The following is a 25,995-nucleotide window of genomic DNA, read 5'->3' as shown; positions in this document are numbered from 1 at the left end:
TGGACCGGTGTCGGGAGCGAGTCCGGCGGCCCCGCCGTGCGGCGTAGGCTCGACCGGTGAGCATCACCGAGCCGATGCCGGGGGAGACGCTGCCACCGGGCACGGGGGCGGGCGCCGACACCGAGCCGACCAACCTGCTGCTGCCCGGTCACGACGTGCCGCTGGGCCGCTACACCACGGTGCGCCGGCTGTTGCCACAGCGACAGCTGCGCACCATCGGCGCCTGGTGCTTCGTCGACCACTTCGGCCCGGACGACGTGGCGAACCGGCCCGGCATGGGGATCGGCCCACACCCGCACACCGGGCTGCAGACGGTTACCTGGTTGGTCCACGGCGAGATCCGGCACCTGGACAGTCTCGGCAACGACCAGCTCATCCGGCCCGGCCAGCTCAACGTGATGACCTCGGGACACGGCATCGCACACGCGGAGTACTCGCCGCCCGAACATCCGCCCACCCTGCACGGCCTGCAACTGTGGGTGGCGCTGCCGGACGCCGCCCGGTCCGGCCCGCCCGGCTTCGCCCACCACGCCGACCTTCCGGTGCTTACCGAACCGGACCACTCGGTGACCGTACTCGTCGGGGAGCTGGCCGGGGTCCGCTCGCCTGCGGTGGTGCACTCGCCGCTGCTCGGCGCGCAACTCTGGCTGCCCGGGGGCGGCCCGGCCCGGCTGCCGCTGACCGCCGGCTTCGAGCACGGCCTGCTGGTGATGTCCGGCGCCGCCGAGGTCGACGGGGTCGCGCTGAGCCCGGGTTCGCTGCTCTATCTCGGCTCCGGCCGTCGGGAACTGGCGCTGCGGGCGACCGGCCCGACCCGGCTGATGCTGCTCGGCGGCGAGCCGTTCGACGACGCGCTGGTGATGTGGTGGAACTTCGTCGGACGTTCGCACGAGGAGATCGCCGAGGCCCGCGCGGACTGGGCGGCCGGCAGCCTCCGGTTCGGCCGGGTACACGGCGACGACTCGGACCCGCTGCCCGCCCCGCCGATGCCGACCACCCGGCTGAAGAGCCGCGACCGGCACGGACGTACGGTCGGCTGACCGGGACGCGCCACCGCCGGCCGCCGGTCGGTCTGCCGCATCGCCGGGCGGTTGGTCGGGCGGTCGGTGGACCGGCGCAGCGGCCGGTGGTGGAAAACCGCGGAGCCGGGAAGCTTTGGCCGGACCTGTCGTGGGTAGTCGCCGGCATGGCGACGACGACGGCGACGGCGAGCGTCGAGGACCGCAAGCGGATGGTCCGCCGGCTGGTGGCGGGCAACCGCGGCTTCGCCGAGGAGTACGGCTTCCAGGTCACGAACAATCCGGCCAACCTGTTCCAGGTGCTCTGCCTCGCGGTCCTGTTGCGTCGAACCGCTGACCTGCGGCGGGTGGTCGGGCCGGCCCGGGCGCTCCGGGACGCGGGCTGGGAGAGCGCGGCCCGGATGGCCCGGTCCCGTCCGGAGGCGCGGGCGGCGGTGCTGCGCGAGCACGGCCGGGGCGGCGACGCCGAACGGATGGCCGGCCTGCTGGGCGAACTGGCCGAGACGCTTGTCACCCGCTACCGGGGTGACCTGCGCCGGCTGCGGTCGGCCGCGAAGCACGCACCGGCGCGCGAGCGGGCACTGCTCGCGGAGTTGCCGGGCGTGGACACCGAGGTCGTCGAGCTGTTCCTGCGCGAGGTCCAGGCGTTGTGGGCGGAGACCGCCCCGGTAGCCGACCGGCGTGCCCTCGCCGCCGCCCGCCGGCTCGGACTCGGACGCTCCGCCGCCGACCTGGCCAGCCTGTCCGGCGGCGGGGAGTCGGAGAAACTCGCCTGGCTGGTGGGTACCCTGGCGAGGATCGATCTCGAGGACAGATACCACGAAATCGCCCCTTGAGCAGCTAACCAACGTGCCTTTCCGCACAGTTTCCCGGATTACTGGCCGAACGGTCCATCCCGGATCGTAGGATGGGTGCGCGGCGTCAGCCAGCCCGGTTCGGGCCGGCTCCCGCGATCCGGTGAGCGAGTCCGGTTCGGACGTGTGGCCTCACCGGAGTACTGGCGGACGTGGCGCCCGGCATACGTGCACAGCGCGTGGTCGTCGGGCGCCCCGTCCGGTGCTTCGCCCACGCCGTCCGGTGCCTCGGGCTCCGCGTGCTGCCGACCACTGCTCAGCGCGCCAACCCGGCCAGCAGGTTGATGGTCGCCGCGATGATGACCGCGCCGAACAGGTACGACAGCAGCGCGTGTCCGAGCGCCGTCATCCGCATCGTCTTGCTGGTCAGGTCGGTGTCGGAGACCTGGAACGTCATCCCGATGGTGAACGAAAGGTACGCGAAGTCGGTGTACCTCGGCGGCTCGTCGTCGTGGAAGTCCACCCCGCCGTCGTCGCCCGTGTAGTAGAGCCGGGCGTACCGGGCGGCGAAGACGGTGTGCACGACGGTCCAGGAGAGCAGCACGCTGACGATGCCGAGTCCGATGTGCAGTTCCCGGTCGAGGCCCCGGACCTCGTGGTCGGTGACGAGCAGGATGCCGATCGCCAACAGGCTGGCCAGGCCGGCCCCGAGCAGCACCGCGTCGCGTACCGGGCGACTCGGGTCCTCCCGGACGGCCAGCTCGGCGGTCTGCCCGGGGTCGCGGTACCACAGCACCGCCCAGGCCCACACCAGGTAGGTCACCGCCGCCGCGTCCCAGCCGATCACCGGTCCGAGCAGCGGCGACAGCACAAGTGTGCCCGGTACGCCGACACCGAGCCCGACCAGCGTGATCACGGCCATCTGGATCGAGGCCCGGGGCGGGTCGTACCAGGGTCTGCCCCGCATCTGCGGACCGGGCAGGTCAGATCTGGCGCATGTGCCGGGCGACCCGCTGGTGCGTCCGGTCACGGGTCTTGGCGGCCAGCTCCGCCGGGCTGGCGTCCGGGGCCAGGTCGGTCTTGGCGGACCGGGCCACCTCCTCGGTGTTCTGGTAGTCGACCGGCGGCATCCCGCGCAGCGCCTGGAGCACCTCGCGGGGTGCACCCGCGCGTTCTGCCTCCCGGACGATGTCCTCCTTCGGTGCCGGAAAGTCCATCGACTTCAGATACCGCAGTACGTCCGCGTTGGTCACCATGGGATCCCGCTCCTCGCCGGTCGTCCGGTTCACCGGCCGGCCGGATACCCGTTGTACGTGCCCTCACGCCTGACGAGGTTCTCCACCCCGCCCGGCCGCCGGGTGGAGTCCCGCCCGGCGTCGGGTCGCATCCTGGCCGGCGCCGTTCGATCGGCCCGCCCGGTATCGTCGGCGGGATGCGCGAAACACCCGTCCGGTACCGGTCCGGCGACGAGGACAGCGGCCGCTGGATCGACTTTCCGTTCCGCCCGGGTGACATCGTGATCAGCACCCGCTCGAAGAGCGGCACCACCTGGATGCAGATGATCTGCGCGCTGCTGGTCTTCCAACGGCCGGAGCTGCCGGCGCCGCTGGCCGGGCTGTCACCCTGGTTCGACTGGCTGGGTGAGCCCCGGGACGAGGTCGTCGCCGCGCTCCAGGCGCAGCCGCACCGCCGGTTCGTCAAGACACACACCCCGCTGGACGGCATCCCGATCGACGAGCGTGCCCGCTATCTCGTGGTGGCCCGGGAGCCGCTGGACATGGCGGTGTCGCTCTATCACCAGAGCGGCAACCTGGACCGGGAGCGGGTCGCGCGGCTCACCGGTCAGCCCGCACCGACCGGCCCGCCCCGGGTACGCCCGCCGGTCCGGGAGTGGCTGCTCTCCTGGATCGACCACCAGGCGACTCCGGCCGACGAACTCGACTCCCTGCCGGGGGTGCTGTGGCATCTCACCGACGCCTGGGCCCGCCGACACCGGGCGAACGTGCTGCTGGTGCACTACGCCGACCTGTCGGCGGACCTTTCCGGACAGATGCGCCGGATCGCCCGGTGGCTCGGCATCGAGGTGCCGGAGCAGCGCTGGCCGGCGCTGGTCGAGGCGGCCGGCTTCACCCGGATGCGGGACCGCGCCGCGGAGCTGGCGCCGGACCGGTCCGGGGTGCTCAGAAGTCGGGCGGCCTTCTTCCGGCGCGGCGGCACCGGTGCGGGCCGGGAACTGCTGCGCCCCGGTGAACTGGCGCACTACCGGCGCAGGCTGGCCACGCTCGGGCCGCCGGACCTGGTCGCCTGGCTGCACCGCGAGGACGCCGACCAGCCGTAGCGGCACCGATCCCGGCCGCGCGGTGCGGACTGCTTCCGGCCGCGCGGTGCGGACTGCTCCCGGCCGCGCGGTGCGGACTGCTCCCGGCCGCGCGGTGCGGACTGCTCCCGGCCGCGCCGTGCGGACTGCTCCCGGCCGCGCGGTGGGGGCAGCCGGGCGACGGCGGCGACCAAGCCAGCAGGCCACCAAGCCAGCAAGCCACCAAGCCAGCAAGCCAGCAAGCCAGTGTCTGGTGGCGAGACTGTCGAGCTGCCCCGTTTGTGCACCCGCCCCGGGCGAGGCGCGAGCGGCGCCGGGTGTCTCATCCGTGCGCCCAGCTCGACAGTCGGCGCTCGAGACATCTACCGGCAGCGGACGAGTCAGGGTTACCGAGTCAGGGCTACGTCTCAGGCCACGGCGCCGGTTGCGCGGAGTTCACTGATCCGGGCGGCGTCGAGCCCGAGTTCGGCCAGCAGTTCGTCGGTGTGTTCGCCGGGCTGCGGCGGCGGTCGGCGGATCGCCCCCGGCGTACGGCTGAACCGGGGCGCCGGGGCCGGCTGCTCGGCTCCGGCGTGGTTCACGAAGACCTCCCGGGCGGCGAGATGCGGATGGCGGGGCGCCTCGCGCCAGTCGAGTACCGGCACCACGCAGGCGTCGGTGTGCTCCAGCAGTGCGGCCCACTCGTCCCGGGTGCGGGTGCGGAACAGCCGGGCCCAGGCCCGGTGCAGCGCCGGCCAGTTCGCCGGATCGGTCCGGTCCAGCGCCTCGTCCGGCGGCAGCGGGAATCCGGTCAGCCGGACGAGTTCGGCGTAGAACTGCGGCTCCACCGCCCCCACCGCGAGGTGCCTGCCGTCGGCACACTCGTAGGTGTCGTAGAACGGTGCGCCGCCGTCGAAGATGTTCCGGCCACGGTCGTCACCCCACAGGCCCGTCCCGCGCAGTGAATGGATCATCGTGGCGAGCAGCGACACCCCGTCCACCATTGCCGCGTCGACCACCTGCCCGGTGCCGCCGCCCCGGACGGCGAAGAGCGCGCAGACCACGCCGAGGGCCAGCAGCATGCCGCCGCCGCCGAAGTCGCCGACGAGGTTCATCGGCGGTACCGGTCGCTCGCCGGGACGGCCGATCCCGTGCAGTACGCCGGTCAGGGCCAGGTAGTCGATGTCGTGCCCGGCGTACCCGGCGTTCGGCCCGTCCTGTCCCCAGCCTGTCATCCGGCCGTAGACGAGCCGGGGGTTGCGCGCCAGGCAGTCGTCCGGACCCAGCCCGAGCCGCTCGGTGACTCCGGGCCGGAAACCCTCGATCAGCACGTCGGCGGAACGGACCAGGTCCAGCACCACCTGCCGGCCCTCCGGCGTCTTCAGGTCGGCGGCGAGCGACCGGCGGCCCCGGTTCAGCAGATCGGGGTGCGGGGTGCCGAAGCGTTCCGGCCGGACCTCGGTGACCCGGTCGACCCGGACCACCTCGGCGCCCAGGTCGGCGAGGACCATCGCGGCGAACGGACCGGGACCGATCCCGGCCAGCTCGACGATCCGGACGCCGGCCAGTGGCCCGGCTCCGGCAGATGGAGGTGCGATCATCCGTGCACGATAGGCCACACCATCCCCTCCCGGCCGCCGGAGAACGTCCGCCGACCACGGACGTGGCGGGGGATGGCTGCCGGCCCGCCCACAGGCATGACAGGGGGCGGTTGCCCCGATCACGGCCCCGGCGCGGCGCGGTTGCCGGCTCTCGTCAGCGGCTGGGCTTATCGTCACGGCGTGAAGGCGCTTGGTCACTGGCGGTTGGTCGGCGCACCTGCGCCCGGCCGGGCGGAGCGGTTCGGCCGTCTGGTCGGGCTGCGCGTGCTGCGCATCCCCGGCGTACCCAGGGTGCTGGTCGTCGCCGGCTCCACCGACCGGCTCCGGGACCTGCTGGCCCGTCCCGTCTCCCTGCTGCCGACCAGCGGCGCGATGGTCCTGCTGGCGTACTGGCGGGCGCCCCGGCGGGGCTGGTCGGGCGGGATCGGGGCGTTGGAGCACCTGTGCCGGCACCGGGTGGCGCTGCCTCGTCGGGGCCGGGGGGTCGCCGTCGTCACCGTCAGGCTCGCCCGGCCGGTGCAGCTGCGCGAGGTACTGCGGGCGGCGCTGGCCGCGCTGGCTCCGGCCCGGCCGCTGCCGGCCCCGGCCGGACCGGACATGACCAGTCTGGCGACGCTGCCGGCGTACCTGGGGTCGGCTGGGACGGTGCTGTCGGGCGAGCTGGCCGGCAGACCCGAGATCCGGTCGCATGACGTGCTGCTGCGGGCGTCGGTCGGCACGACCCCGTCATCCGGCCCGTCCGGGCGCACTGTCGGCTGGTTCACCAGTCGGCACGGGATCGAGCCAGCCGACCCGTCCGGTTACGCGGTCGGCTGGTTCACCAGCCGGCACGGAGTCGAGCCGCCCGGGGCGGCCCCGGTGGTGCTGGTCGACGCGCTGCGGGTCAACCCGCGCGGCCGGCGGCCCGACTGCCACCACCCGGACGCGCCCCGGATACGCCTCGACTTCGTGCCGGCCGCGCGCCGCCGGGCCGGGGCGTACCCGCTGGACGGGCCCGGACTGACCGCGCCGGTGCTCGCCGCGCTGCGCCGGACCGGCGTGGTCGACTGCCCGGAGGTGCCGGACGCCGAGCCGGTGCCGGTGGCCGCGCTGCTGGTCCAGCTCGCGACGACCGGCGCGGTGCTCTCCGTACCGGCGTTGCCGCCGCGGGTCGCCGCGCTGATCGCCCCGGAGTTGCGGGCAGTGCTGGCCGCGCCGCTGCCGGAGAGCGGGACGTTGGCGCTGGAGGCGCGCAGCGTCCGGCAGCGGCGGGCAGCGCTGCGCGGGCACGCGGCCGGAATCGCCCTGCCCCGGCTCGCCTCGACGGTGTTTCCCGGGCTCGGTCCGGTGCCGTCGGTAAGCGCCGTACTGTCGACCCGGCGCCCCGAACGGCTGCCGGAGGCGGTCCGGATGCTGCTTGGGCAGACGTACCCGGAACTGGAGATCGTGCTCTGCCTGCACGGCGTGGAACTGCCGGAACCGGTCCGGGCCGCGCTCGCCGGCTCCGGCCGACCGTACGAGATCGTCCGGGTGCCCGCCGACGCCAGCTTCGGTACGGCGCTCGGTGCCGCCACCGGGCGGGCCCGGGGCACCCTGGTCGGCAAGTTCGACGACGACGACAGCTATGCCGCCGAGCACGTCTGGGATCTGGTGCTGGCCCGGCACTACTCCGGGGCGACGCTTGTGGGCAAGGGTTCCGAGTTCGTGTACCTGGAGAACCGGGGCGTGACGCTGCGCCGGCCGTCCGGCAGCGCCGAGTCCGACTGTGCGGTGGTGGCCGGCGGCACGATGCTTATCGCCCGGGGTGACCTGGCGGCGGTCGGCGGCTGGCGACCGGTGCCCCGCTCCGTCGACTTCGGACTGTTGGACCGGGTACGCCGGGACGGCGGCGGGATCTACCGGACCCATCCGCTCGGCTACGTCTACCACCGGCGGGGCACCGGGCACACCTGGGACCCGGGCGAGGAGTACTTCCTCGACAACGCCGTCGCGCACTGGCCGGGGCTGCCCGCCGAGGTGCTGGACGACGCCGGTCCGGCGCCCAGCCGTCCGGCCCCGGACCAGCGCACGGGACCGGCGGCCGGCCAACCGGAGCGGTCCTGACGGCCGCCGTGGTCGCCCGGATATCCCCGGTTGTAACCTGCGGTGCGGTCGGAGGTGGTAGGACTAGCGGGTGGGCATCGTGTCACCAGGCTTCCAGGGCCGACGTCGGCAGTCCGGGCCGAACCTGCCGCCGGGGCAGTACCTGACCGAGGACTTTCCCGTGCTCTCCGCCGGCCCCACTCCCCGGGTGTCGCCGACCGACTGGGAATTCGTGATCACCAACGAGACCGGTGCCGAGTTCCGGTGGAGCTGGGACGAGATGTGGGCGCTGCCCACCGAGACGCCGACGGTGGACATCCACTGCGTCACCCACTGGTCGAAGCTCGGCACCGACTGGGAGGGCGTCTCGCTGGACACCCTGCTGGAAAGCGTCGACACCGCGGCCGACTACGCGCTCGTGCACTCGTACGGCGGCTACACGACGAACCTGCCGCTCGACGACCTGCGGGACGGGCAGGCGTGGATAGTGCACCGCTATGACGGTGCCGACCTGCCGGCCGAGCACGGCGGTCCGGCCCGGCTGCTGGTGCCGCACCTGTACTTCTGGAAGTCCGCGAAGTGGGTGCGCGGCATCCACCTCGGCCTGACCGACGAGCCCGGTTTCTGGGAAACCGCCGGCTATCACGATTACGGTGACCCATGGCGCGAACAGCGGTACCAGGGAGACTGATGAAGCGGACCGGCTGGTGGGTCGGCCGGTTGGCCGACCGCCGGGACGAGACCGCCACGGCCGGCACGTTGGTGCTGGAGGTGCCGGACTGGCCGGGGCACCTGCCCGGCCAGCACGTCGACCTCCGGCTGACCGCCGAGGACGGCTACCAGGCGGCACGCAGCTACTCGATCTCGGCACCGGCCGACGGGAACCGGGTCGAGGTGACCGTCCAGCGGGTGACCGACGGAGAGGTCTCGCCGTACCTGCTCGACGGCCTGTCGGTAGGCGACCGGATCGAGGTCCGCGGCCCGGTCGGCGGGTACTTCGTCTGGCGGGCGACCGATCCCGCGCCGGTGCTGCTGGTCGGCGGCGGCTCCGGCATCGCACCGCTGATGGCGATGATCCGGGCCCGCCGGGAGGCGGAGAGCCGGGTGCCGTTCCGGCTGGTCTACTCGGTCCGCTCCGATCAGGACGTCTACTTCGCCGACGAGCTGCGCCGGCGGGTCCGGGACGACCGGGGCCTGGACGTCGCGTACGTCTACACCCGGAAGGTGCCGGAAGGGCTCTCCGCCCAGCCGCACCGGATCGCCGTCGCCGATCTGAACACCCACGGCTGGCCGGCACAGCTCGAACCGGTCAACTTCGTCTGCGGCCCGACCGGCTTCGTCGAGGCGGTCTCGGACGTCCTGGTCGCACTCGGGCACGAACCCCGACGGATCAAGACCGAACGGTTCGGTCCGACCGGCTGAGAACCGTCAAGAGCAGTTGGAGGCGGGATGACCGAGCAGCTCGGACCCGATTCGGGCCGGATGGAGTACCTGGACGGCAACGTGCTGGCCGGACCGATGCGGGACGTGTTCGCGGTGGACCTGACCACCGCGACCGGTCGGTGCGCCTCCTGCGGCCGGACCGGTCCGATGGCTTCGCTGCGGGTCTACGCCAACGCACCGGGGGTGGTCGCCCGCTGTCCCGGCTGCGAGCAGGTGATGCTCCGGCTGGTGCGTACCCCGAGTGCCGCCTGGCTGGACATGCGCGGCACGACCTTCCTACAGATCCCGATGCCGGCCGAACCGGCGATGATGCCGGGCCCGACGGCGATGTAGCCGCTGCCGCTGCCGCTGTCGTGCGGGATAACCGCGTGCGGCGGAAGATCATCGGTTGGTAGCTTCCCACCGTGGATCCCGTCGACGATCCAGCCGCTCGGCGCTACACCCGGATGCGCTGGAACACACCGCTGTCGGAGCAGCATGCCGACCTGCTGCTGGAACGGCTCGACATTCCGGCCGGCGGGTCCGTGCTCGACCTCGGCTGCGGCTGGGGCGAGCTGCTACTGCGGGCCGTCGCCGGCAGCGGACCGGCGCTCGGCGTCGGCGTGGACACCGACGCCGACGCCCTGGAGCGGGGCCGGCGGGCGGCCCGGGAGCGGGGCCTCGGGCACGTCAGCTTCGTACGCCAGGCGGCGGCCACCTGGCGGCAACCGGCCGACCGGGTGCTCTGCCTCGGCTCGGCACACGCACTCGGCGGTACGGCGGCCGCACTGGCGGCCCTCGCCGGCCTGGTCCGGCCCGGGGGTCGGCTGCTCTTCGGCGACGGCTTCTGGGAGCGGACGCCCTCGGCCGAGGCGGTGGAGATCTTCGGTGCCGACGTGCTCGGCCTGCCCGACCTGGTGGAGCTGGTCCGGGACACCGGCTGGCGGGTGTTGCACCTCTCCACCACGGACCAGCGGGAGTGGGACGACTTCGAGAGCACCTGGCGGGCCGGCCGCGAGGAGTGGCTGCTGGCACACCCGGACCATGCACGGGCCGCCGACGTACGCGCCGAACTCGACAGCCGGCTGCGGGAGTACCTGACCGTCTACCGTGGACTGCTCGGCCTCGGCTACTTCGTGCTGTCCCGCTGAGCCGCGGGTGTCGGTGGGCGGGCCTAGACTGCGGCGCCATGACGGTGCGGGACGGCGTCGACGCGACGACCACGAGCGGCGGCTGGTGATCGATGTCCGATGTGCAGCCGGAGACGATGTTCTCGGTGCCGCTCTCGCCGTACGCGGCAGGGCTGCTGCGCCTGATGACCGAGCCGGAGCGGGCGGAGCCCGTGGAGCCGGGGGCCGGGCCGCGTCCGGTGGAGCTGTCCCGGGTCGGCGACCGGGAGTTCGGGGTGCTGCTGGCGGTGGCGTCCGGCCTGCCACGCCGGGAGATGGGCGTCCGGCATCCCGGCTGGGCGGTGTGTTGGGAGGTCGAGCAGGCGCTGCGGCACCGGCAGCCGAGGTTCACCCCCGAGTCGTGCGCGGCGCTGCTGGCGGCACATGCGGGCCGGGCCGGAGCCGAGGGGCACGCCGTCAATCCACTGCTGGCCGCCGGCACCCTGCTCCGCTGTGACGGCCCCTGGCCGTCCTCGGCGGTCCGCTCGGCCGGGGTCATCGCCAGGGCTGCGGTCGGCGCCGCCCGGGACGACCAGCCGTACGCGGTCGCCGCGCTCGCCAGGCTGGCCGGCGGGCTGACCCGACCGATCCTGTCCAGACTCTTCGCCTGGTCGCTGCACTCGTTCGCCCGGGACGAGTTCGACCTGCTGGCCAAGCTCGGCGTGACCGCGCAACTCCTGGTCGCCGAGGTCACCTCGAACCGGTCCCACCTCGCCCCGCCGCCGCTGCCCGACGCCTGGCAGCGACTCGCCGCCATCCCGGAATACCTCTCCTTCGCCCGCCGGGCGATCGAGGCCGCGCAGGCCCGGATCGCCGCGATCCACTCGGGTGGGCTGCCGTACGCGGCGGACAAGGCGTTCGACCGGGCCGAGGTGGAGGTGCTCGGGCGGGCGACCCGGATCGCGCTGCTCCGCGACGAGCCGTGGCTGCCCGAGCTGCTGCGCCCGCTACTGCACGGCGTGGCGGTCGCGCCGACCAGCGCCAACACCCTGCCCTCGCAGGCACTGCTATTCGAGCTGGCCAGGGCTGCCGGCGAGTTTCCCACCCCGGAGGCGCTGGCCGCGTTGCTCGGCGCCCGGAAGGTGGTCCGGCACAGGGGCGTGCCGAGACAGCTCGACCGGATACTCGCCCGGGTCGAGCGCGGGCTCGCCGAGCAGCCCGACGCGGTGCTCCGGCTGCCCGATCTCGGCTTCGACGCCGACGGCGAGTGCGTCGTCCCGGTCGGCGACCACCAGGCCGTGCTGACCGTGTCGGCGGAGGTGCTGCTGCGCTGGCGCCGCGCCGACGGGACGCTCTCGGCGACCGTGCCGGCGGTGGTGCGGCGGGACCATCCGGACGCGCTGGCCGAGGTGCGTGCCCGGGTCAGGCAGGCCAGGGACCAGCTCACGGCGCTGGCCCGGACCCTTGAGGCGGGCTTTCCGGCGGCGTCGGCGCAGCCGTACCAGCGGTGGCGGGAGGGGCTGCCGGGCAACGGGCTCGGTTGGTCGGTGGCCCGGCGGTTGATCTGGGAGTTCCCGGACGCGTCCGGGCGCCTCCGGGCGGGGCTGCCGGACGACGGCTGGCGGCCGGGGGAGTCGGACCGGTCCGCCGAGCTGTTCCGGGACGTCGGTGGTGCGCCGTTGCCGCCGCCGGACCCGGCGGCGCCGATCCGGCTGTGGCATCCGGTCCGGGCCGGGGTGGACGAGGTGCGGGCCTGGCGGGACCTGGTCACCGACCGGCGGTTGCGGCAACCGCTGCGGCAGGCGTTCCGCGAGGTGTACCTGCTGACGCCCGCCGAGGAGGAGACCGGCGACCACTCGTTGCGGTTCGCCGCGCACGTCGTGCGGTACCGGCAGCTCTACGCGCTGTTGAAGGGGCGGGGCTGGACCGCTGCCCGGATGCTCGGCCCGTGGGACGGCGGGGACAGTGCGCAGGCGTGGCGGGTGTTGGCCGGCGGGGCGTGGCGGGTCGGGCTGCACCACGACTACCTGGGCGAGGAGCAGGGGGTGGAGTGTGCCGGTACCGGGCGGGTGTGGTTCGAGCGGATGGCCGAGGGTGCCTGGCGACCCGCACCGCTGAGCGAGGTGCCGGTGGAGCTGTTCAGCGAGGCGATGCGCGACGTGGACCTCTTCGTGGGGGTCACCTCGATCGCCGCCGACCCGCACTGGATCGACGGCGGGCGGCGGTACGCCGACTACTGGCAGGCCGAGAGCAGCCGGGAACTCGGCACCACCGCCCGGGTACGCCGGGAGGCGCTGGCCCGCGTCCTGCCCCGGACGAAGATCGCCGACCGGTGCACGCTCGCCGACCGCCATCTCGTGGTCCGGGGCGAACTGCGGACATACAAGATCCATCTGGGCAGCGCGAACATCCTGATGGAGCCGGACGACTCCTACCTCTGCATCCTGCCGGCCCGGCGGAAGGCGTCCGGCGACCTCTTCCTGCCCTTCGAGGAGGATCGGCTCGGCCTGATCCTCAGCAAGGCGTTCCTGCTCGCCGACGACGCCCGGATCACCGACCCGTCGATCGTGGCGCAGCTGCGCCGACGGGGCTGATCCGGGCGTCGCACGTCGGGTGGCGGATGCGCTAGATCCGTGAGGTGAAGGTGGAGAGGTACCCGTGCGCTGCCGGGCTGCCGGTGTTGTCGAAGCAGATCGTGTCGACCTCGGCGGCCGGTACGGCGCTGAACTTCCACGGCTGGGTCAGGTGGCAGTAGTGCGAGCCGGAGCCGTAGGCGGTGACCTGGGCGTGCGTCTCCTTCTCGGTGAGGAACGGATACGTGACCAGATAGCGTCCGGCCGGGAGGAGCGGGGTGGCCGAGTTGAAGCCGAACCCGCCGGCCGGATGGTTCCAGTTGGTCTGCCCGGCAGCGGCCGAGAAGAAGTACCCGGTGTACTTCGGCGGCCCGAACGAGCCGTAGACCGCCCGCTCACGGTGGTACGACAGGGTGAACTCGCTGTCCACCTGGGCACCCGCCTGGTCGAAGCAGGTGACGTACGCGATGATGTCCGCTCCGCTGGCCCCCCAGCGGACGATTTTGCAGCGGCGGGGTCCGGCGTTCGGCTGCACCGCCGTGACCTGGAGGTTGCCGGCGAGCATGCCGGCCACCCCGACCCCGCCGAGCCGGACCTGGTAGACCCCGACCCCGGCCGGTACGACGCTGACCCCGCCACCGACCGAGTTGTACGCCTGCACGATCGCCGCCGGCCCCCACTGGAGCCAGGCGTGGCTGCCCTCGACCGGTGGCACCAACCCGGAGCTGTACGTCCAGAGCACCGTGAACCGGGTGTCGTCGCGTTCCCCACCCGGCTTGTGGCACTGCACGTCGACGATCTCGTCCGCCCCCGACTGTCCCCAGCGGACGATCTCGCAGTAGTGCCCGGTCCGGTTCACCGGGGTGACGTGCACGTTGCCGCGTGAACCGGTGCCGACCTGCGGAAACTTGATCAGGTAGCGGCCGGGGGCCTGCCGCATACCTTCGGCGGACAGGCCGGGGAAGGCGGTCTTCCAGCTGCCCCACTGTCGGGTCGGGTCGAGCACGGTCCAGGCGGCCGGCAGGCTCGGGTCGTCCATGTACGCGAAACCGAACCGGTCGGCGGCGGCGGCCTGGCCCGGCGCGGGTGGGCCGAGGGCGGTGGCCGCCAAGGCGGCGACCAGGACGGTGGCGAGGATGCGGGGACGGAGTCGCATCTGACCTCCAATCGGGATGGTTCGATGTGTGCCTCGGAGTCTGCGATCCCGGCCACCCTTCCGCTGTCGGTTCCCCGGCAGTAGCGGCGCGGCAGCGCCAAAGCCCATGTGCGGGCGTAGCCGGAATATGCAGCGGTTTCCGGAACGTGGCGGGAGGGCGCTGACAGGTACCGGTTGCCGCCGGCATCTGCCACATCGGCGCCCTCCGGGTGGGCGGGGGCCACTCCGCTACGGGGGAAGCGGCGTGGCCCCGCTAGCCTCCGCGTGGCCCGGGGATGGTCCGGCGCGTCACTCGTTGGTGACCGGTCCCGGGTCCATCTGCTCGAACTCGGCGTCTTCGGGGCGGGTCGGGTGGCGGTGCCGGAACAGCTCCTCCAGCGCGGCGAGCCCGCCCACCAACAGGAGCAGCACCGCGAGCGCGGCCAGCGCCGGCAGCACGGTGGCCGGCGGCAGCAGGACGAAGCAGGCGGCGGCGACGGCGAGTCGCCGCCAGGCTATTTCCCGGCGCATCCGCCAGTGTGTGTAGGCGAAGGTGCCGAGGAAGAGGGCACAGCCGCCGACCAGTCTGGTCATCTCCCCGCCGCTGAGCGTTTCCAACGGTCCCTCCACCACGTCGGCCAGGCCGTCCGCGATCGCGATGATGGCCAGGCTGAACAGCAGGTGACCGTTGATCAGGACGGACCGCCGCAGCCGAGCCTGGTTCCCGGCCCGTTCCAGGGCCAGCCGGAACTCGTGCACGCCGTAGCCGAAGTACGTCCACCAGAGCGCGGCGGCCAGGGCGTACCCGGCGGCCAGCGCCAGGAGCCGGATGGGCGTCAGCGGGTGGTCGATGGAGACCGTACCGACCTGGATCACGGACTCGCCGAGCACGATGATGATCAACAGGCCGTACCGGTGCACGTAGTGTCGGGGCTGGACCCGGATCGTCCGCACCGGGCCACGCACCAGCAGGGGACTCGACACGTCGACGACGACGGCGACCGCCCAGAGCACGATCCGGGTCGTACCCTCCGTCAGGGCGCCCATCAGCAGCAGCGGGGCGGTCACCACGATCATCCCGTGCGGCGTGAGGAGGAAGCCCCGCCAGAGGGGGACGTTGCGCAGCGTGACGATGCCGAGCAGGATCCGGGCGCTCAGGGCGACGGAGACGAAGAGCAGCCCACGGTCGCCGTACGCGTCGGGGATGGTGATGCCCAGCAGCAGGCCGGCGAAACCGAGGGTCAGGATGACGATCCGACCGGACGCCGTGCCGACGCTCTGCCGGTCCGTGTAGAAACCGGTGCCGCCCCAGATCCAGTAGACCACGACGAAGAGGATCAGGGCCTTGCCGCTGCCCGCCCAGCCGTGGTCCTCGTGCAGCAGGTGGGCGAGCCGGGTGAGCGCGAAGACGAACGCCAGGTCGAAGAAGAGTTCTTCCCAGGTCACCGCCCTGTCGTTCGGCTGCTGCGGCCGCACCGTCACACCCTATCGAGATCGTCACTCGTTGGTGACCGGACCGGGGTCCATCTGCTCGAACTCGGCGTCTTCGGGGCGGGCCGGGTGGCGGCGCCGGAACAGCTCCTCCAGCACGGCGAGTCCGCCCACCAGCAGGAGCAGCACCGCGAGCGCGGCCAGCGCCGGCAGCAGGGTGGCCAGCGGCAGCAGGACGAAGCAGGCGGCGGCGACGCCGAGCCGCCGCCAGACGATCTCCCGGTGGATCCGCCAGTGGGTGTAGGCGAAGGTGCCCAGGAAGAGGCCGCAGCCGCCGAAGAGCCGAATCATCTCCCCGTCGTCGAGCGCTTCCACCGGCTCCACCACCACGTCGGAGAGGCCGTCCGCGACCGCGATGATGGCCAGGCTGAACACCAGATGGCCGTAGACGAGGACGGATCGGCGCAGTTGCCCCTGGTCTGCGGACCGTTCCAGGGCCCAACGGAAGTCGTGCACGCCGTAGCCGAAGTACGTCCACCAGAGCGCGGCGGCCAGGGTGTAGGCGGCGGCCAGGGCGAGCAGCCGGATCGGCGTCAGGGGATGGTCGATGGAGACCGTACCGACCTGGATCACGGACTCGCCGAGCACGATGATGATCAACAGGCCGTACCGGTGCACGTAGTGTCGGGCCTGGACCCGGATGGTCCCCACCGTGTCCCGGGCCAGCCAGGAACTCGACACGTCGATCGCGGCGGCGATCGCCCAGAGCACGATCCGGGTCGTACCCTCGGCCAGGGCGCCCGTCAACAGCATCGGGGCGGTCACCACGATCACCCGGTGCGGGCTGAGAACGAAGCCCCGCCAGGCCGGAACATTGCGCAACGTCACGCTGCCGAGCAGGATCCGGGCGCTCAGGGCGACGGAGACGAAGAGCAGCCCACGGTCGCCGTACGCGTCGGGGATGGTGATGCCCAGCAGCAGGCTGGCGAAGCCGAGGGTCAGGATGACGATCCGACCGGACGGTTCGGCGACGTTCTGCTGATCGGTGTAGAGACCCGTGCCGCCCCAGATCCAGTAGATCGTGACGAAGAGGATCAGGACCCTGCCGGCGCCTGCCCAGCCGTGGTCCTCGTGCAGCAGGTGGGCGAGCTGGGTGAGCGCGAAGACGAACGCCAGGTCGAAGAAGAGTTCTTCCCAGGTCACTGCCCTGTCGTTCGGCTGCTGCGGCCGCACCGTCACACCATATCGAGACCCTGGCCGGATTGAATTCCGTTCGCCACAGCTGCCCGGGCACCTGGCTATGACCGCCGGGCGGTGAACAGCAGCGGGCCGCGCACCCCGTGCCCGGCGCCGAGGTCGGCGAGGAACCCGGCCAGCCAGCCGAGCGCGTCCACCGACCACTCGGCGAGCGTCCCGTCGAAGGTCACCCGGTGCTTGGGCGGGCCGTTCCAGAAACCGTCGGCGAACGGCGGCCTGCCGCTCAGCGGATCGTGCTCGGCCAGCGAGTGCGACTCGCACTCGAAGACGTCCCGGGCCAGCCGGGCGACGGTTTCCCGCCGGTCCCGCTCCCGGCCGTGACCCCGCCGCCGATGTTCGCTGCCGGCGGCCGGCGGGGTAGGACGAGGTATCCGGATCCCTCCGCCCGATGCGCCGTCGGGGGATGGTTGGGCCAGGATGTCAGCGTTAGCTTATATAAGTGATATCCGGTACGGTCCCTGCTCGTGCCCGCGTCCGACATCCTTGGCGGCCCTCGACGCCAGCGCTCGCCGGTGCCACGCGCCGTCGAGGTCGCGGCGCTGAACGAGGGAGCGGTACGGCAGCCTGCTTTCCCGCACCTGGAAGGGTATTAGCGCCGTGAAGTACACCAACTCGATCGAAATCGACCTGCCGCGGGAGAAAGTGGTCCAGCTGCTCGCCGACCCGACACACCTACCGAAGTGGCTGCGAGGCATGGTGCTGCACGAGCCCGTGCACGGGATACACGGACAGCTCGGCACCAGATCCCGGGTCGTGTTGCAGTCCGGAAAGCGGAAGATCGAGTGCACCGAGACGATCACCCGCCGGGACCCGGCAGACCTGCACGGGATTCCCAGTGAGGTCGTCGTGCACTTCGACCGCGAGACCGTCGGCGCGGGCATGTGGAGCGTCGTGCGTGATCGGCTGACCGAAGCCACTCCAGAGACGACGCTCTGGGAGAGCGAGAGCGAATACCGGTTCAGCGGCCTGCTGATGCGGCTGGTGGCGCTCCTGATGCCCAGCGCCTTCCAGAAGCAGTCGCAACAGCACATGCAGGATTTCAAAGCGTTCGCCGAACAGGGGAAGGATGTCCGCGAGGCGAGGGACTGACCCGTCGAAGTCAGCAGCGGGAATCCTCGACGGCGATCGGCCGCCGCTCGGTGTGATCGGGCTCTGGCACGTGCGTGGCACGCCCGGTCCCAGGTGGGTGCCGGTGACGGGTTCCTGTCGTACCCGGAGGGCAGGATCGGGGCCGACCAGACGAGGGAGTGCACAATGATCGGCAAGCTGGAGATGGTGGTGCTCGACGCACCCGACATAGCGGGTCTCTCCGCGTTCTATCGAGAGCTGGCCGGATGGGCGGAGTCGGACGTCGACGACGACTGGATCACACTCGACACGCCCGACGGCTGGCAGATCGGCCTGCAACTGGCGCCGGACCACCGGTCGCCGCGGTGGCCCGGCCAGGCCCGACCGCAGCAGGCCCATCTCGACCTGCGGGTGCCCGACCTTGACGCCGGGCTCGACCGGGCGCTGTCGCTCGGTGGGACGCTGCTGGACAAGAACGAGACCTGGTACACGGTGGCCGACCCGGCCGGGCACCCGTTCGACCTCTGCCTCAGGGCCGAGGACCCGAACACCACCCTGATGGGGGTGATGCTGGACTGCCCGGACGCCAAGGTGCTGAGTGCCTTCTACGCCGAGCTGCTCGGCAAGCCGGTGACGTACGAGGCCGACGGCATGGCGATGATCGGCAACGACGGCGGGCAGCCGGTGCTCTTCCAGCAGGTCGCCGACTACACCGCGCCGCGCTGGCCGGATCCGGCATACCCGCAGCAGTTCCACCTGGACGTGCTGGTCGAGGACTTCGACCTCGCGGAGCCGGCCGTGCTCGCCCTGGGCGCGACGAGGCAGCCGGGCGGCGGCCGGACCTTCCGGGTCTACACCGACCCGGCCGGCAAGCCGTTCTGCCTCACCCGCCCGGAGTAACTGCCCGGAGTGTGCTCGGGCGAACGGTTGGGGCCGGATCTGTCGATCCGGCCCCAACCGTTACCCCATCCGCGAGGACTGCCGGCTATCGGTCAGCAGTACCCTTCTTCGTAGACGCCGTCGCCGTCGTCGTCCAGCCAGGTGTCCTGGAGATTGTCTCCGGACATCCAACCCGAGGTGGACGTGCCGGCGATGCGGCCGTACACCCACCAGTTGCCGTAGGCGTTCTGGTACCAGCAGTGGTAGTAGATTTCGGCACGCTGGGGAACGCTGGTGATGGTGCTGCAGTGCGAGTAGGGCGCCGACTTCAGGTTGTAGGTGCCCACCAGGATGCCCGAACCCTCGCCGTTGACGTTGTGGCTGGGGCTCGTGCACGATGGCGCGGCGGATGCCGGTGTCGGTGCCACCAGCGCCGACGCAAGTGCCGCCAGCAGGCTGACCAATGCGATGACACCGATCCGTGCGCGACCGATCCCGGGTTGTACGTACGTCATCTGTTTCCTCCCCGTGCGGACCCGTGACCAACGGTCAATCACCATTGGCCGCCAGACTTCTGTCGCATCCACCGAACGCAGGAGCCGATTCTCCGGCATATCGCCGGTCCTCAATTGCGGCCGGAACTGACGCAACACACGAACTCTCTCCCAAAAGGAGGGTCGGGACCACTGAGAATTGCACATACCGCATATCAGTCCGAGGAATACCCGCTGCCGTGCCAGCCGACCGGCGGCCGGAGGCGTCCAGCCAGGCCAGAGCGTCGACCTGGACAACCGAGGCGCTACCACGCCCAGGTAACGCCTCGGATGTCCAGGTCACCGGACCGCGACCGGGTAGGGCGTGCGGTGAGGTGGGGAGAGCGGGTCGGGGTCAGCTGTCTGGGGTCAGCTGTCTGGGGTGAAGAGGCCCTGTAGGCCGACGACGATCGCGATGATGCCGAAGATCGCGAGCAGCAGGGTCACGCCGGCGGTCGTCGTACTCTCGTCGGTCCGTGCCGCTGGCCGACCGGTCAGCCGGTCCCAGAGCAGCGCGAGACCGACGCCGATCCCCACCACCTCGAAGTGGAACACACGTGGCCCGGAGACCAGGTGGACGATGAGGTAGTAACCGCCCGCCACCAGCGCGACGATCCCGACGACCCAGCCGAACGGCGCGACCCGGGCGGCGAATCGTCCGAGGTCGTCGCCGACCCGGGGCAGCCGGCGCAGCAGGGCGACGGCGAGCAGGAAGCCGCCGACGATGTTGGCGAGGTCGAGTAACAAGGCCATGATCATTGATCGGCATCCTCCACTGACGGGTGGCACGCGAGCTGACGCGTGTCGATCGAGAGCATAGTGAAGATCACGCCGAGTCGCAGGGTTCGGCCAGCTCACCCGGTCCGGCCGGAGCTGGCCCGAACCCGGCGACGCGGCCGGGTTCTTCGCACGGCACCTGCGCTGTTAGCCCCGGCCGGGACCACCCGAGGTCCTCGGCGGGCGGCGGGGCAGCAGGCCCTCGGCAGGCGGCGGGGCAGCAGGCCCTCGGCAGGCGGTCGACCCTCGGCAGGCGGTCGACGACGCCGCCCGCCGAGGGCCGACCCGGCCGTCTCGATGGCGGTGGCCAACAGGTGCACGACCGTTCTGACCGCGGTGATGCCGGCGCAGCCGGTCAGGCCCAGCGGGGCAGTCCGGCCCGCGCGGCCGGGTCGGCGGGTTCGCCGAACCGCAGGTGGTTGCCGAACGGATCGGCGATGGTGAGCACCCTGCCGTCCCACTGGGCCCGCTCGACCTGGGGCGTCCAGACCGCCGGCCCCCAGACCGGCACCTCGGTACGCCGCCGGTTCAACCGCTCGCGCAGTTCGTCGACGCCGTCGATCCAGCAGAACACCGTGCAGCCCTGCCCCGCGTCGTACGCCGTCTCGGCGAGGTGCAGGGTGGTGCCGAGCCGGGACACCTGACCGTAGTACGGCGTGCCGGGGCCGGCGTTCGGTCCGCCGAAGTCGACGGTGAAGCCGAGGAAGTCCACATAGAACTGGATCGCGGGGTCGACCGCGAAGATCCGCAGTACCGGAATGGTGCCGTTGCGGGCGCCCCACGGAAACGCGGCCCGCGGCTCGCCGCCGGTACCGGGCGCGCTGGCAGTCGGGCGCCGGGCCGCGAGGATGTTCCAGTTGTCGACACCGTGCTGCCGGGCGACGATCTCCAGACACTCGCTGTGTGTCACCGTCAGGTCGAAGCGGGCGCGCAACTCACCCCGCAGCGCCCGTGCCATCGTCTTCGGCTCCGGCGTGCCGGCGATCGGACGGGTCGGCGACGCACCGGTCGCCGAATCGGACAGTCCGACAGCCGGCGCTGCCTGAGCGGCCGGCGCTGCCTGAGCGGCCGGCGCTGCCTGAGCGGCCGGCGCTGCCTGAGCGGCCGGATCGGGGGTCGACGTGCTCATCGAAACTCCAGACCGGCGGCCGTCGTGCCAGCGCTTGCGTTACCGACCTGGCCGCCGAAGGGGAGTCTTCGATGCGACAGTCACGGATCGAGCGATGCGTTCACCAAACCCCGACGGGCGCAAGCGGCCGGCCGCACCGCAGCCGGTGACAGCCTAGCCGCCCGACCCGCCGTCCGCCGACCCGCCGCCGTTTCCGCTCAGCTGCCGGGGCGGGGGAACGCCACCGGGCTGCGGTGCCCGGCGGTGTCGACCGCGCGTACGCCGAAGAAGACGTTGTCCTTCGACAGGTCGACGGTGGCCGTACCGACGTCGCCGACCGGGATCACGTGGGTCCACTCCGGGGCGGTGGTCTCCCGCCACACGATCTCGTAACCGGCGAGGTCAGGTTCGGTGCCCCGGGTCCAGCGCAGTTCCGTGTCGTTCGTCAGGTTGGTGGTGACGATCGTGACGCCCTTCGGCGTACCGGGCGCCTGGGCCAGGGACCAGAGCGCCGCCGCGTTCACCTTCGCCACCCGGGTGATGTACTCGAAGTCGCAGAACTCCGGCAGGTCTCCGTACTGCTTGCCGTCGACGACCCGGACATCCTGGTGCTGGTGCGCGAAGTCCTCGTTCGGCTCGGTGAACCGGCCGGCCGGGTAGCCCTGCTCCAGGAAGGAGATGTGGTCGCTGCCGCGCAGGTAGCGGTCCCGCCGGTAGATCACCCGGATCCGCATCCCGGTGCTGTCGTTGTCGGCCACGTCGGAGACGTACCGGGCGAGCTGCCGGCTCGGCGAGTCGTTCTCGCCGCCGACGGAACGCCTGGTGTTCGCCTCGGCCGGCGTCTCGGCCGTCGGTACGCCCTCGGCGAAGAGCCGCAGCGTACGCCGGTCCCGGGTGCCGTCGTCCGCCGTCGAGCTGCCGACGATGTCGTCGCTGAACATGCCCTGTACGTCGGCGCCGGCCGCCTTGAACTGCCGGGCCAGGTATCCCGAGCCGTAGAGGCCCTGCTCCTCCCCGGCGACCGCGGCGAAGACGATCGTCGCCTCGCTGCGCCGGGTCGCCATCACCCGGGCCAGTTCCATCGCCACCGCCACGCCGGAGGCGTCGTCGTCGGCGCCCGGTGCGTCGCTCGTCGCGTCCATGACGTCCGTGCACCGCGAGTCGTAGTGGCCGGTGACCACGTAGATCCGGTCCGGCGAGGTCTCGCCGCGCAGCGTCGCCACCACGTTGGTGATCCGGGTCGGCACCGGAATCCGGGAGGCCGGCTCCTGGACGTACGACTGGAGTTCCACGGTCATCCGCCCGCCGGACCGGTCGGCGTAACCCCGCAGCTGCTCGTGGATCCAGTCCCGGGCGGCGCCGATCCCGCGGACCGGGTCGTCCTGGCTGGAGAGGGTGTGCCGGGTGCCGAACGCGGCGAGCCGGCGGACGGTCGCCTCGATCCGGCGCTCGTCGATCTCGCGGAGCAGTTCCCGCAGTTCGCGGTCGGGGGACTGGGGCCGGATCGGCCGACCGGGCCCCGACGCACCTCCGCCGCCGGAGGCGGCGGCGGACGAGGTGCCGGCCAGCGGGGCGGCGACCGTGGCGGCGGCTCCGGCGGTGGCGGCGGACAGGAACGTACGGCGGCTGGGCCTCGTGGGTCCGTCGCCTCGGAAGTCCTGGGGTGTCATGCCAGGCATCGTCATCAATGTGAGCGGTGACTGTCAACGGCCATGATCGCCTTTGTCGTCCGATCTGCCCGAGCCGCCCCGGCCGGTACGCCTCCCGATGGGTTTGCCCGGCCGAAGTCCGGGAAGGGGCCTGGTCATGACGAAACCGCGCGTTGTGATCGTCGGGGCCGGGTTCGCCGGCTACCACGCGGCGAAGAGCCTGTCCCGGATCGCCAACGGTCGGGCCGAGATCGTGCTGCTGAACCCGACCGACTTCTTCCTCTACCTGCCGTTGCTGCCGGAGGTGGCGGCCGGGATCCTGGAGCCGAGTCGGGTCTCGGTCTCGCTCGCCGGCACCCTGGACGGGGTCCGGGTGGTGATCGGCGAGGCGAACCACATCGACCTGCCCGCCAAGCGGGTCGACTACACCGGCGCCGAGGGCGCACCCGGACAGCTCGACTACGACCGGTTGATCATCTCGGTGGGCAGCGTCAACAAGCTGCTGCCGATCCCCGGCGTCACCGAGCACGCGCACGGGTTCCGGGGCCTGCCGGAGGCGCTCTACCTGCACGACCACGTGGTCTGCCAGATCGAGCTGGCGGAGGCGACCGACGACCCGGCCGAGCGGGACGCCCGGACCACCTTCGTGGTGGTCGGCGCCGGCTACACCGGTACCGAGGTGGCGGCGCACGGCCAGCTCTTCACCGACGCGCTCGCCGCCCAGCACCCCCGGCTCGGCGTACGGCCGCGCTGGCTGCTGCTCGACCTCGCCGAACGGGTACTGCCGGAACTCGACCAGCGGATGTCGGCGACGGCACGTCGGGTGCTCGACGCCCGGGGCGTGGACGTGCGGATGGGCACCACGGTCAAGGAGGCGACGGCCGACGGGGTGAAGCTCAGCGACGGCGAGTACGTGCCGACCCGCTCGCTGATCTGGTGCGTCGGCGTACGCCCCGACCCGCTCGTGGCCGACCTGGGACTGCCGACCGAGAAGGGGCGGCTGGTGGTCGACGAGTTCCTCAACGTGCCCGGCTTCCCCGACGTGTACGCCTGCGGCGACGCGGCCGCCGTACCCGACCTGACCCGGCCCGGGGAGGCGACGGCGATGACCGCCCAGCACGCCCAACGGCAGGGGAAACTGGCCGCACACAACGTCGCCGCGTCCTACGGTCAGGGCAGGCGGCGACCGTACCGGCACCACGACCTCGGGTTCGTCGTGGATCTCGGCGGCACCGATGCGGCCGCGAACCCGGTGCGGGTGCCGCTGTCCGGGTTGCCCGCCAAGGCGGTGACCCGGGGCTACCACCTGCTCGCGATGCCGGGGAACCGGGCCCGGGTCAGCGCCGACTGGCTGATCGACGCGGCGTTCACCCGGCAGGCCATCCAGCTCGGCCTGGTGCCGGCGCACGCCGTACCGCTGGAGAGCGCCTCCCCGGAGCTACCGGTCCACCGGTAGCTCCCACCGCACCGGCGGCGGGGCTGCCCGCAAGCGGTGAGCTGCCCCGGTCAGGTCGCGTCCCGGCGGTGAGCCGGCCGTCGGTCTGGCATCATCAGTCGCGGGTCGGCGGCCGCGTCACGGGCCGAACCGCGGCCCGCTGCGCCGCTCCGGCGGCGCCGCCATTCCCGCGCTGACCTCGTCGATCGCGTCGTCGATCTGGTGCGCGAGCGCCACGTCCAGCGCGGTCACCGCGTCCAGTGAACGGGTCCGGACGGTGAGCACCACAGTTCCCGGCGACTCGCGGCCGACCGTCGGGCCCCGGCCGGTCTCCGGGCGCAGCCGGGCCAGCCGGCCCAACACCCGGTCCAGGTTCTCCGGCGGCAGCTCGATGCTGCGGGTCAGCTTCCGACCGTCCCCGGACCAGTAGGGGAGGCTCGCCAGCGCGTCGGCGAGTTCGTCGTCGGTGAGCGCGGCGGTGCCGCCGGTCGCGTCGACAAGTCCGCCGCCGGCCGCTGGCGGCCCGAGCAGGTCGCGCAACTCCGGCGGGAGGTTCAACGAGTCGACCAACCCGCCGTCCCGGGCGGCGAGCGCGCTCAGAGTCGCCTGCGCCTGGTACCGGGCCTGTTCCGGGCTGCGGTGGGTCAACCGGGCCACCTCGTCGAGGAATCCGGCGAGGTCGCGGTGCCGGTTGCCGGTCGCAAGCGCGCCGTCGTCGTGCAACTGGTTCGGTACGGCGTCCAGCAGCCGCTGCCGGTCGGCGGTCTCCAGCGCCCGGGCCAGCGCGGCGACGGTGGCTCCGGCGGCGGCTCGGGCCTGTTCGAAGTCGACCCCGGCCCGCCGCCCGATGTCCGAGACGAGATCCCGGTAACCGATCACGGGAGCGTCGGCAACGGTGGTGCCGACCAGCTCGTCGGGGCTGGGCACGGGCCGCTCGGCGGGTACCGGCGGTGGGGTGGCCGGGCCGCCGCGCTCGGCGTTCGGCTTGCGGTTCCCGGCCTGGGCCGGTCCGTCCCGGCGACCCCGGTCGAGGCTGGTGAGCTGCTTGTCCGCACCGAAGGTGGCGCCGACCTCGCTCGGCCGCCGGCCTCGTTGACGGGCCTGCCGGGCCAGGGTCCGGCGCCGCTGGTTGTCGCCTTCCATCTGCTTCCCGCTCATGCCGTCTCCTCGCTGCGCTCGTCGTCGTGGGCCCGGGTCGTACCGGCCGACCTGTCGTACCGGCCGACCGGCCACGGGCCCACCTCGGCTCGCTTCGCGTGTCGCCACCACCGGGCCGCACCGGCGCCGGCCGCCGCGTCGCGCCGGTTGCCGGTACGCCTGCGGCGCGATGAACCGCCTTCCCGAGCCGCCATCGACGAAACGCCCGCTCCGGCGGCCCGGGGTGTCCGGCCGGCTCATCCCGGCCGGGTGAGGACTGCTCACCCCGCCGGCGCCGACGATCGGATCGGCCGGAAACGTCGGGTACGGGCCGGCCGTGGCCGCGACCGTACCGCCGGAGGAGGGGCACATGAAGCGGATAGTCGAGATCGTCCCCGCCCGACCCGGCTGGTACGCCCGCTGGCGGCTCGCCCCGGACACCACCCGCTGCTACCCGGTGTCACTCTGGGCGCTGCTGGAGGAGACCGACGAGGGTGGCCGGGAGGTCATCGGGGTGGACGCCGTCGGCCAGTGGCCCGGTTCGGAACAGAACGAGACCGGTGGTGAGTTCGTCCGCTACCTGTTCCAGCCGCCGGAGAACGGTGCCCCGGAGGACGCCGCCCGCCCCGACGAGCTGGGCGTCGCCCCGGCCCGCCAGCCGGCCCGCATGAAGGCCGTCTGAAGACTGTCGACCTGCGACCACGGACGGCG

26 protein-coding genes are annotated in these 25,995 nt (G+C 72.5%); 13 read left to right on the top strand and 13 right to left on the bottom strand.

Annotation, left to right across the window (positions count from 1 at the left end):
• Nucleotides 1–74: 74 nt before the first annotated feature.
• Nucleotides 75–1,040, top strand: a complete 966-nt coding sequence (locus ACN28A_RS32430; RefSeq protein ID WP_421404761.1) for a pirin family protein — start codon at nt 75–77, stop codon at nt 1,038–1,040.
• Nucleotides 1,041–1,186: 146 nt separating this feature from the next.
• Complete coding sequence (locus ACN28A_RS32425) at nt 1,187–1,855, top strand: hypothetical protein (RefSeq protein ID WP_421401861.1); 669 nt, start codon at nt 1,187–1,189, stop codon at nt 1,853–1,855.
• Nucleotides 1,856–2,129: 274 nt separating this feature from the next.
• On the opposite strand, the gene ACN28A_RS32420 is transcribed toward ACN28A_RS32425, so the two are convergent.
• Together ACN28A_RS32420 and ACN28A_RS32415 are read right to left on the bottom strand one after the other, a co-directional pair.
• Nucleotides 2,130–2,780 carry a DUF1345 domain-containing protein gene (locus ACN28A_RS32420; protein ID WP_421401859.1) on the bottom strand — a complete coding sequence of 217 codons (651 nt, stop codon included), beginning with the start codon at nt 2,778–2,780 and terminating at the stop codon, nt 2,130–2,132.
• A gap of 16 nt (nt 2,781–2,796) precedes the next feature.
• Nucleotides 2,797–3,102, bottom strand: coding sequence for a DUF2795 domain-containing protein (locus tag ACN28A_RS32415; RefSeq protein WP_421401857.1), 306 nt, complete (start codon nt 3,100–3,102; stop codon nt 2,797–2,799).
• A gap of 143 nt (nt 3,103–3,245) precedes the next feature.
• On the opposite strand from ACN28A_RS32415, the gene ACN28A_RS32410 reads away from it, so the two are divergent.
• Complete coding sequence (locus tag ACN28A_RS32410) at nt 3,246–4,151, top strand: sulfotransferase domain-containing protein (protein ID WP_421401854.1); 906 nt, start codon at nt 3,246–3,248, stop codon at nt 4,149–4,151.
• Between the two features lie 386 nt (nt 4,152–4,537).
• Here ACN28A_RS32410 and ACN28A_RS32405 read toward each other — a convergent pair whose 3' ends face one another.
• A complete protein-coding gene (locus ACN28A_RS32405) occupies nt 4,538–5,710 on the bottom strand; it encodes a CaiB/BaiF CoA transferase family protein (RefSeq protein WP_421401851.1) in 1,173 nt (390 codons plus the stop codon).
• A 180-nt stretch (nt 5,711–5,890) separates the two neighbouring features.
• Between ACN28A_RS32405 and ACN28A_RS32400 the strand changes: the two genes are divergently transcribed.
• The 6 genes from ACN28A_RS32400 to ACN28A_RS32375 all read left to right on the top strand — a co-directional run bounded on the left by ACN28A_RS32400 (nt 5,891) and on the right by ACN28A_RS32375 (nt 12,896).
• Nucleotides 5,891–7,792, top strand: a complete 1,902-nt coding sequence (locus tag ACN28A_RS32400) for a glycosyltransferase (protein WP_421401849.1) — start codon at nt 5,891–5,893, stop codon at nt 7,790–7,792.
• 79 nt (nt 7,793–7,871) lie between these two features.
• Nucleotides 7,872–8,462: a molybdopterin-dependent oxidoreductase gene (locus ACN28A_RS32395; RefSeq protein WP_421404759.1), complete on the top strand. Its 591-nt coding sequence runs from the start codon at nt 7,872–7,874 to the stop codon at nt 8,460–8,462.
• The gene (locus ACN28A_RS32390; RefSeq protein ID WP_421401847.1) at nt 8,462–9,193 is read left to right on the top strand and encodes a ferredoxin reductase; all 732 of its coding nucleotides are present in this window, start codon (nt 8,462–8,464) and stop codon (nt 9,191–9,193) included. The genes ACN28A_RS32395 and ACN28A_RS32390 overlap by 1 nt, the downstream gene beginning before the upstream one ends.
• A gap of 27 nt (nt 9,194–9,220) precedes the next feature.
• On the top strand, nt 9,221–9,547 hold the full coding sequence (locus ACN28A_RS32385) for a DUF6510 family protein (protein WP_421401844.1): 327 nt from the start codon (nt 9,221–9,223) through the stop codon (nt 9,545–9,547).
• Between the two features lie 71 nt (nt 9,548–9,618).
• Nucleotides 9,619–10,344 carry an SAM-dependent methyltransferase gene (locus tag ACN28A_RS32380; protein ID WP_421401842.1) on the top strand — a complete coding sequence of 242 codons (726 nt, stop codon included), beginning with the start codon at nt 9,619–9,621 and terminating at the stop codon, nt 10,342–10,344.
• Between the two features lie 92 nt (nt 10,345–10,436).
• Nucleotides 10,437–12,896, top strand: a complete 2,460-nt coding sequence (locus ACN28A_RS32375) for a DUF4132 domain-containing protein (protein ID WP_421401839.1) — start codon at nt 10,437–10,439, stop codon at nt 12,894–12,896.
• 31 nt (nt 12,897–12,927) lie between these two features.
• Here the strand turns inward: ACN28A_RS32375 and ACN28A_RS32370 are convergent, their stop codons facing one another.
• The 4 genes from ACN28A_RS32370 to ACN28A_RS32355 all read right to left on the bottom strand — a co-directional run bounded on the left by ACN28A_RS32370 (nt 12,928) and on the right by ACN28A_RS32355 (nt 16,868).
• Complete coding sequence (locus ACN28A_RS32370) at nt 12,928–14,031, bottom strand: hypothetical protein (RefSeq protein ID WP_421401837.1); 1,104 nt, start codon at nt 14,029–14,031, stop codon at nt 12,928–12,930.
• 288 nt (nt 14,032–14,319) lie between these two features.
• Nucleotides 14,320–15,486 carry a low temperature requirement protein A gene (locus ACN28A_RS32365; protein WP_421401835.1) on the bottom strand — a complete coding sequence of 389 codons (1,167 nt, stop codon included), beginning with the start codon at nt 15,484–15,486 and terminating at the stop codon, nt 14,320–14,322.
• Between the two features lie 21 nt (nt 15,487–15,507).
• Nucleotides 15,508–16,674 carry a low temperature requirement protein A gene (locus tag ACN28A_RS32360; protein ID WP_421401833.1) on the bottom strand — a complete coding sequence of 389 codons (1,167 nt, stop codon included), beginning with the start codon at nt 16,672–16,674 and terminating at the stop codon, nt 15,508–15,510.
• Between the two features lie 65 nt (nt 16,675–16,739).
• Nucleotides 16,740–16,868 carry a hypothetical protein gene (locus tag ACN28A_RS32355; RefSeq protein ID WP_421401830.1) on the bottom strand — a complete coding sequence of 43 codons (129 nt, stop codon included), beginning with the start codon at nt 16,866–16,868 and terminating at the stop codon, nt 16,740–16,742.
• Nucleotides 16,869–17,295: 427 nt separating this feature from the next.
• Here ACN28A_RS32355 and ACN28A_RS32350 point away from each other — a divergent pair, with 427 nt between their 5' ends.
• Nucleotides 17,296–17,787 (top strand): SRPBCC family protein, encoded by a 492-nt coding sequence (locus tag ACN28A_RS32350; protein WP_421401827.1) that lies wholly within the window; start codon nt 17,296–17,298, stop codon nt 17,785–17,787.
• 165 nt (nt 17,788–17,952) lie between these two features.
• Entirely contained in the window at nt 17,953–18,666 is a 714-nt protein-coding gene (locus ACN28A_RS32345) for a VOC family protein (protein ID WP_421401826.1), read from the top strand.
• Between the two features lie 92 nt (nt 18,667–18,758).
• Here ACN28A_RS32345 and ACN28A_RS32340 read toward each other — a convergent pair whose 3' ends face one another.
• From ACN28A_RS32340 to ACN28A_RS32325, 4 genes are all read right to left on the bottom strand, one after another.
• On the bottom strand, nt 18,759–19,160 hold the full coding sequence (locus tag ACN28A_RS32340; protein WP_421401824.1) for a hypothetical protein: 402 nt from the start codon (nt 19,158–19,160) through the stop codon (nt 18,759–18,761).
• A gap of 387 nt (nt 19,161–19,547) precedes the next feature.
• Nucleotides 19,548–19,937 (bottom strand): hypothetical protein, encoded by a 390-nt coding sequence (locus ACN28A_RS32335; RefSeq protein WP_421401822.1) that lies wholly within the window; start codon nt 19,935–19,937, stop codon nt 19,548–19,550.
• A 373-nt stretch (nt 19,938–20,310) separates the two neighbouring features.
• The gene (locus ACN28A_RS32330; protein ID WP_421401820.1) at nt 20,311–21,084 is read right to left on the bottom strand and encodes a glyoxalase superfamily protein; all 774 of its coding nucleotides are present in this window, start codon (nt 21,082–21,084) and stop codon (nt 20,311–20,313) included.
• 197 nt (nt 21,085–21,281) lie between these two features.
• Entirely contained in the window at nt 21,282–22,733 is a 1,452-nt protein-coding gene (locus ACN28A_RS32325; RefSeq protein ID WP_421401817.1) for a M20/M25/M40 family metallo-hydrolase, read from the bottom strand.
• Between the two features lie 136 nt (nt 22,734–22,869).
• Here ACN28A_RS32325 and ACN28A_RS32320 point away from each other — a divergent pair, with 136 nt between their 5' ends.
• Nucleotides 22,870–24,168 (top strand): NAD(P)/FAD-dependent oxidoreductase, encoded by a 1,299-nt coding sequence (locus ACN28A_RS32320; RefSeq protein ID WP_421401816.1) that lies wholly within the window; start codon nt 22,870–22,872, stop codon nt 24,166–24,168.
• Nucleotides 24,169–24,285: 117 nt separating this feature from the next.
• Here the strand turns inward: ACN28A_RS32320 and ACN28A_RS32315 are convergent, their stop codons facing one another.
• Nucleotides 24,286–25,305, bottom strand: a complete 1,020-nt coding sequence (locus ACN28A_RS32315; protein ID WP_421401813.1) for a DUF2267 domain-containing protein — start codon at nt 25,303–25,305, stop codon at nt 24,286–24,288.
• Entirely contained in the window at nt 25,302–25,499 is a 198-nt protein-coding gene (locus tag ACN28A_RS32310; RefSeq protein ID WP_421401811.1) for a hypothetical protein, read from the bottom strand. The genes ACN28A_RS32315 and ACN28A_RS32310 overlap by 4 nt, the downstream gene beginning before the upstream one ends.
• A gap of 155 nt (nt 25,500–25,654) precedes the next feature.
• Here ACN28A_RS32310 and ACN28A_RS32305 point away from each other — a divergent pair, with 155 nt between their 5' ends.
• A complete protein-coding gene (locus tag ACN28A_RS32305; protein ID WP_421404757.1) occupies nt 25,655–25,966 on the top strand; it encodes a hypothetical protein in 312 nt (103 codons plus the stop codon).
• The last annotated feature ends 29 nt before the right edge of the window (nt 25,967–25,995 follow it).

Origin of the sequence: Plantactinospora sp. WMMB782, assembly GCF_049179135.1 — a bacterium.
Lineage (GTDB): Bacteria > Actinomycetota > Actinomycetes > Mycobacteriales > Micromonosporaceae > Plantactinospora.
Note: the sequence above shows the minus strand (reverse complement) of the source record. Positions and strands in the feature narration are given on the sequence as shown.

Bases quoted from the DNA above. Each gene is read 5' to 3' on its own strand.
- ACN28A_RS32320 (WP_421401816.1), top strand. From the start codon at position 22,870: ATGACGAAACCGCGCGTTGTGATCGTCGGGGCCGGGTTCGCCGGCTAC.
- ACN28A_RS32310 (WP_421401811.1), bottom strand. From the start codon at position 25,499: ATGGCGGCTCGGGAAGGCGGTTCATCGCGCCGCAGGCGTACCGGCAAC.
- ACN28A_RS32370 (WP_421401837.1), bottom strand. From the start codon at position 14,031: ATGCGACTCCGTCCCCGCATCCTCGCCACCGTCCTGGTCGCCGCCTTG.
- ACN28A_RS32420 (WP_421401859.1), bottom strand. From the start codon at position 2,780: ATGCGGGGCAGACCCTGGTACGACCCGCCCCGGGCCTCGATCCAGATG.
- ACN28A_RS32325 (WP_421401817.1), bottom strand. From the start codon at position 22,733: ATGACACCCCAGGACTTCCGAGGCGACGGACCCACGAGGCCCAGCCGC.
- ACN28A_RS32425 (WP_421401861.1), top strand. From the start codon at position 1,187: ATGGCGACGACGACGGCGACGGCGAGCGTCGAGGACCGCAAGCGGATG.
- ACN28A_RS32405 (WP_421401851.1), bottom strand. From the start codon at position 5,710: ATGATCGCACCTCCATCTGCCGGAGCCGGGCCACTGGCCGGCGTCCGG.
- ACN28A_RS32340 (WP_421401824.1), bottom strand. From the start codon at position 19,160: ATGACGTACGTACAACCCGGGATCGGTCGCGCACGGATCGGTGTCATC.
- ACN28A_RS32305 (WP_421404757.1), top strand. From the start codon at position 25,655: ATGAAGCGGATAGTCGAGATCGTCCCCGCCCGACCCGGCTGGTACGCC.
- ACN28A_RS32390 (WP_421401847.1), top strand. From the start codon at position 8,462: ATGAAGCGGACCGGCTGGTGGGTCGGCCGGTTGGCCGACCGCCGGGAC.
- ACN28A_RS32345 (WP_421401826.1), top strand. From the start codon at position 17,953: ATGATCGGCAAGCTGGAGATGGTGGTGCTCGACGCACCCGACATAGCG.
- ACN28A_RS32330 (WP_421401820.1), bottom strand. From the start codon at position 21,084: ATGAGCACGTCGACCCCCGATCCGGCCGCTCAGGCAGCGCCGGCCGCT.
- ACN28A_RS32375 (WP_421401839.1), top strand. From the start codon at position 10,437: ATGTCCGATGTGCAGCCGGAGACGATGTTCTCGGTGCCGCTCTCGCCG.
- ACN28A_RS32315 (WP_421401813.1), bottom strand. From the start codon at position 25,305: ATGAGCGGGAAGCAGATGGAAGGCGACAACCAGCGGCGCCGGACCCTG.
- ACN28A_RS32385 (WP_421401844.1), top strand. From the start codon at position 9,221: ATGACCGAGCAGCTCGGACCCGATTCGGGCCGGATGGAGTACCTGGAC.
- ACN28A_RS32410 (WP_421401854.1), top strand. From the start codon at position 3,246: ATGCGCGAAACACCCGTCCGGTACCGGTCCGGCGACGAGGACAGCGGC.
- ACN28A_RS32335 (WP_421401822.1), bottom strand. From the start codon at position 19,937: ATGATCATGGCCTTGTTACTCGACCTCGCCAACATCGTCGGCGGCTTC.
- ACN28A_RS32430 (WP_421404761.1), top strand. From the start codon at position 75: ATGCCGGGGGAGACGCTGCCACCGGGCACGGGGGCGGGCGCCGACACC.